Origin of the sequence: Leptolyngbya cf. ectocarpi LEGE 11479 (assembly GCF_015207065.1) — a bacterium.
Taxonomy (GTDB): Bacteria; Cyanobacteriota; Cyanobacteriia; order Phormidesmidales; family Phormidesmidaceae; genus Leptothoe; species Leptothoe ectocarpi.
This window is the reverse complement of record NZ_JADEXP010000541.1, coordinates 1-2,705: the sequence shown is the minus strand read 5'-3', so window position 1 is coordinate 2,705 and position 2,705 is coordinate 1. Positions and strand designations below refer to the sequence as shown.

The following is a 2,705-nucleotide window of genomic DNA, read 5'->3' as shown; positions in this document are numbered from 1 at the left end:
CCGTATCCCCCATCATTTCTGCCAGATGGGTGGCTTTTCCACCGGGGGCCGCACAGGCATCAATAATCGTTTCCCCCGGCTGTGGATCGACTAAATAACTAACCAGCTGGGCACTGCTATCCTGTACCATCCACCAACCCTCGTCATAGCCCGGTAGCTTGCGCACATTTCCCGTCGGTCCCACAATTCTGACGGCGTTTGGAATCGTGGCATGGGAAGTCACCGTTAACCCATGATCGCTCAATGCTGTCACCACCTGTTCGACGGTGGTGCGCAGCCGGTTGACCCGCAGGTCAATTTTGGGCGTTTGATTAAACCATTCACAGAGTTTGGCAACGTCTTCTGCAGGTAGGCGCTGGTGCCAAGCCTGAATAATCCAGTCAGGGTAGCTGTGAAAAACTCCCAATGCTTGCATCGTATCGGTGGGCAGCTCCAGAGGGTCACTATCAGCGGCTTGTAGACGAATATACTGTCTGAGCATGCCATTGACCACACCGCTGAGCTTGCCCAAGCGCTGATGTTTTGCCAGTTGAACCGTTGTATCGACAACTGCGTGATCAGGCACATGGTCGAGATAACGCAGCTGATAAAACCCCAGATGTAATATGCGTCGGAGGTCAGCAGGCTGCTGATCAGCAGGACGTTTCCCTAGCTGGTCAATCAGGGCATCCAATGTACGTTGGCGACGCACAATGCCATAAATCAGTTCTGTCGCTAGCCGCCGGTCTGCCGGTGCCAATGTAAATTTGCCGATATTACGCTCCAGGGCAACGTCGGCAAATGCACCTTTGTCAATATCCCTGAGGACAAAAAAGGCTAGCTGGCGTGCCGACAGAGCACTGTTAGGCGCACTGTTAGGCGCACTGTTAGGCGCACTGTTAGGCGTAGACGGCATAAGTTCAGGTACCAAAGGCACTGGTGTGGGTAAAACTGCTAAAGACAGCAAAGGAGCATGGCAGCGCCATGCTCCTAAACCTTGAAAAAATTACGCTACTTCTTTTTTTTCGTTCGCTGACTTACAGGCTTGCGATTATCCAACGCCTCTTGAGTTCGTTTCCGCTTGTCACGCCACTCAACAGTTGTTAGATAAATGACACCTCCGGTTACCAAAACCAAAAGCAGTGCCGCCAGAGTAGCTAATACAGCGTATGCCTGTCCCTCTAGGTCACTTGTCATAGGACTCACTTAAATCTCTAAAAACCGTTACGACCCCAAATCACCATGGAGATGGAAAAGCTAAAGAAAGATAGTAGGGCAACCCAGCCTAGCGTCAAAATATCCATATCGTCTGACTTGTTTAGTAAATTAAAAACACCGCTTAAACGGCTGCTTCTATCATACGGTAGATCAATACCCGATTTTTGGGCGATGGCAAAATTGACGCAGAATAGCGAGTATATATAGATAAACGCATGGACTTAGAGCGCATCGAATCGGTCAAATCCGGTGGCATAGCGGCACTGGCCGGAGCAAGTGTGAGTGCAGTCGGTTTGGTGTTAGACGCAGAGCTACACGATATCTTGGGCGCAACTATTCCAACTAACGGCACCCTAGGGATTGTGCCCATAGCCATGGGGACAGTCTGCGCTTTTTTGTTTGGCGTCACCTACCGCTACATCGTTCGGCAAGACAAAAATCCCCATCTACGCAGCGGTGCTGTGGGAGCATTTGCCCTGACGCGCGGCTTAAGTCAGCTAGAAAGCAGTAATTGGTCAGCCCTAAGCTTAGATATCAGTACTGTTTTTCCCTTTATCTGGCCTATTGTCAAAAGTTTTGGCTTATTTCTAGTTATCCGCATCGTTTTGGATTACGCCCTGGGCCAACGGTGGATCCAGGACTTTAGGGCAGGTCCATACCCAGACTAGGAATTTGAGTCTCAATGCCATGGGGTAATACCTTAAAGTTGACTTCTTGAAACGGCTGAGTGGTATCGCTAAAGTCTAATGTCGTACTTTCTACTGCTTGGTCACCGATTTCAAACCGATAGCGGCCTGGAGATATACCCTCTAAATAAAAGACTCCAGCCCCATTGGTGACTGATAGCTGGCTACGGTCCGAGGTTGTATTGACTATCTTGACTTGCTGACCGCCCATGGCATGACCGTCAGCATCGAGCACAACTCCAGATACGCTAAACGAACGGCCCAGAGGAATTAAGACTTGGGTATATTCCCCAGGGGTGACCTCGGCTGCAACGGCTTGATCAACGGCCTGCCGATCCAAGGGAAATCCAGCGGGATCTAAATCAATCCGGTATAGCCCTGGCGTCAGGGCTATGGTGGCATGGCCATTTTGAATTTGGGGTTGATAGTAGTCCAGTGGCTGATGATTGACAGTAACCAAGAGATCCAAATCTTCTAGATAGCCAGATTCTCCGGGGTCACGTTGGCTATTGTTATTGTCATCTAAAAAGGGCTGAATCATTAGACCACCCTGGGTTCGTAGCCAATCTTGTCGATGACTGCCCAAACCGATGCCTCGCTGCAGATTGAAACGAGGAGAAATCTCCAATTGGAAGGTATCTTGGCTGGACAGTGTGGACACCCCCGTATAGCGAGCACGCAGGTCTACACCTGGTCAGCAATTCCAAATTCCAAGATTAGGACATTGTAATGCCCTAGCCATAGTTCCATCAGAACACTAACAACGTTTTAGGAGGTATTGGTTCGTGCCTTTCGTGCCTTTCGTGTTTTTCGAGGTTTGGG

5 protein-coding genes are annotated in these 2,705 nt (G+C 49.8%); 1 reads left to right on the top strand and 4 read right to left on the bottom strand.

The features are described from left to right. The 3 genes from rsmB to petN all read right to left on the bottom strand — a co-directional run. On the bottom strand, nt 1-946 hold a 946-nt coding region (rsmB, locus tag IQ260_RS29635; protein WP_228016558.1), incomplete at its 3' end, for a 16S rRNA (cytosine(967)-C(5))-methyltransferase RsmB. A gap of 44 nt (nt 947-990) precedes the next feature. Beyond that, complete coding sequence (locus tag IQ260_RS29630; protein WP_193996643.1) at nt 991-1,176, bottom strand: hypothetical protein; 186 nt, start codon at nt 1,174-1,176, stop codon at nt 991-993. A 17-nt stretch (nt 1,177-1,193) separates the two neighbouring features. After that, nucleotides 1,194-1,283 (bottom strand): cytochrome b6-f complex subunit PetN, encoded by a 90-nt coding sequence (gene petN, locus IQ260_RS29625; protein ID WP_193996642.1) that lies wholly within the window; start codon nt 1,281-1,283, stop codon nt 1,194-1,196. A gap of 129 nt (nt 1,284-1,412) precedes the next feature. Here petN and IQ260_RS29620 point away from each other — a divergent pair, with 129 nt between their 5' ends. Next, the gene (locus tag IQ260_RS29620; RefSeq protein WP_193996641.1) at nt 1,413-1,865 is read left to right on the top strand and encodes a hypothetical protein; all 453 of its coding nucleotides are present in this window, start codon (nt 1,413-1,415) and stop codon (nt 1,863-1,865) included. Here IQ260_RS29620 and IQ260_RS29615 read toward each other — a convergent pair. After that, nucleotides 1,840-2,544, bottom strand: coding sequence for a carboxypeptidase-like regulatory domain-containing protein (locus IQ260_RS29615; RefSeq protein ID WP_193996640.1), 705 nt, complete (start codon nt 2,542-2,544; stop codon nt 1,840-1,842). The two genes, IQ260_RS29620 and IQ260_RS29615, sit on opposite strands and share 26 nt — an antisense overlap. Nucleotides 2,545-2,705 lie beyond the last annotated feature (161 nt).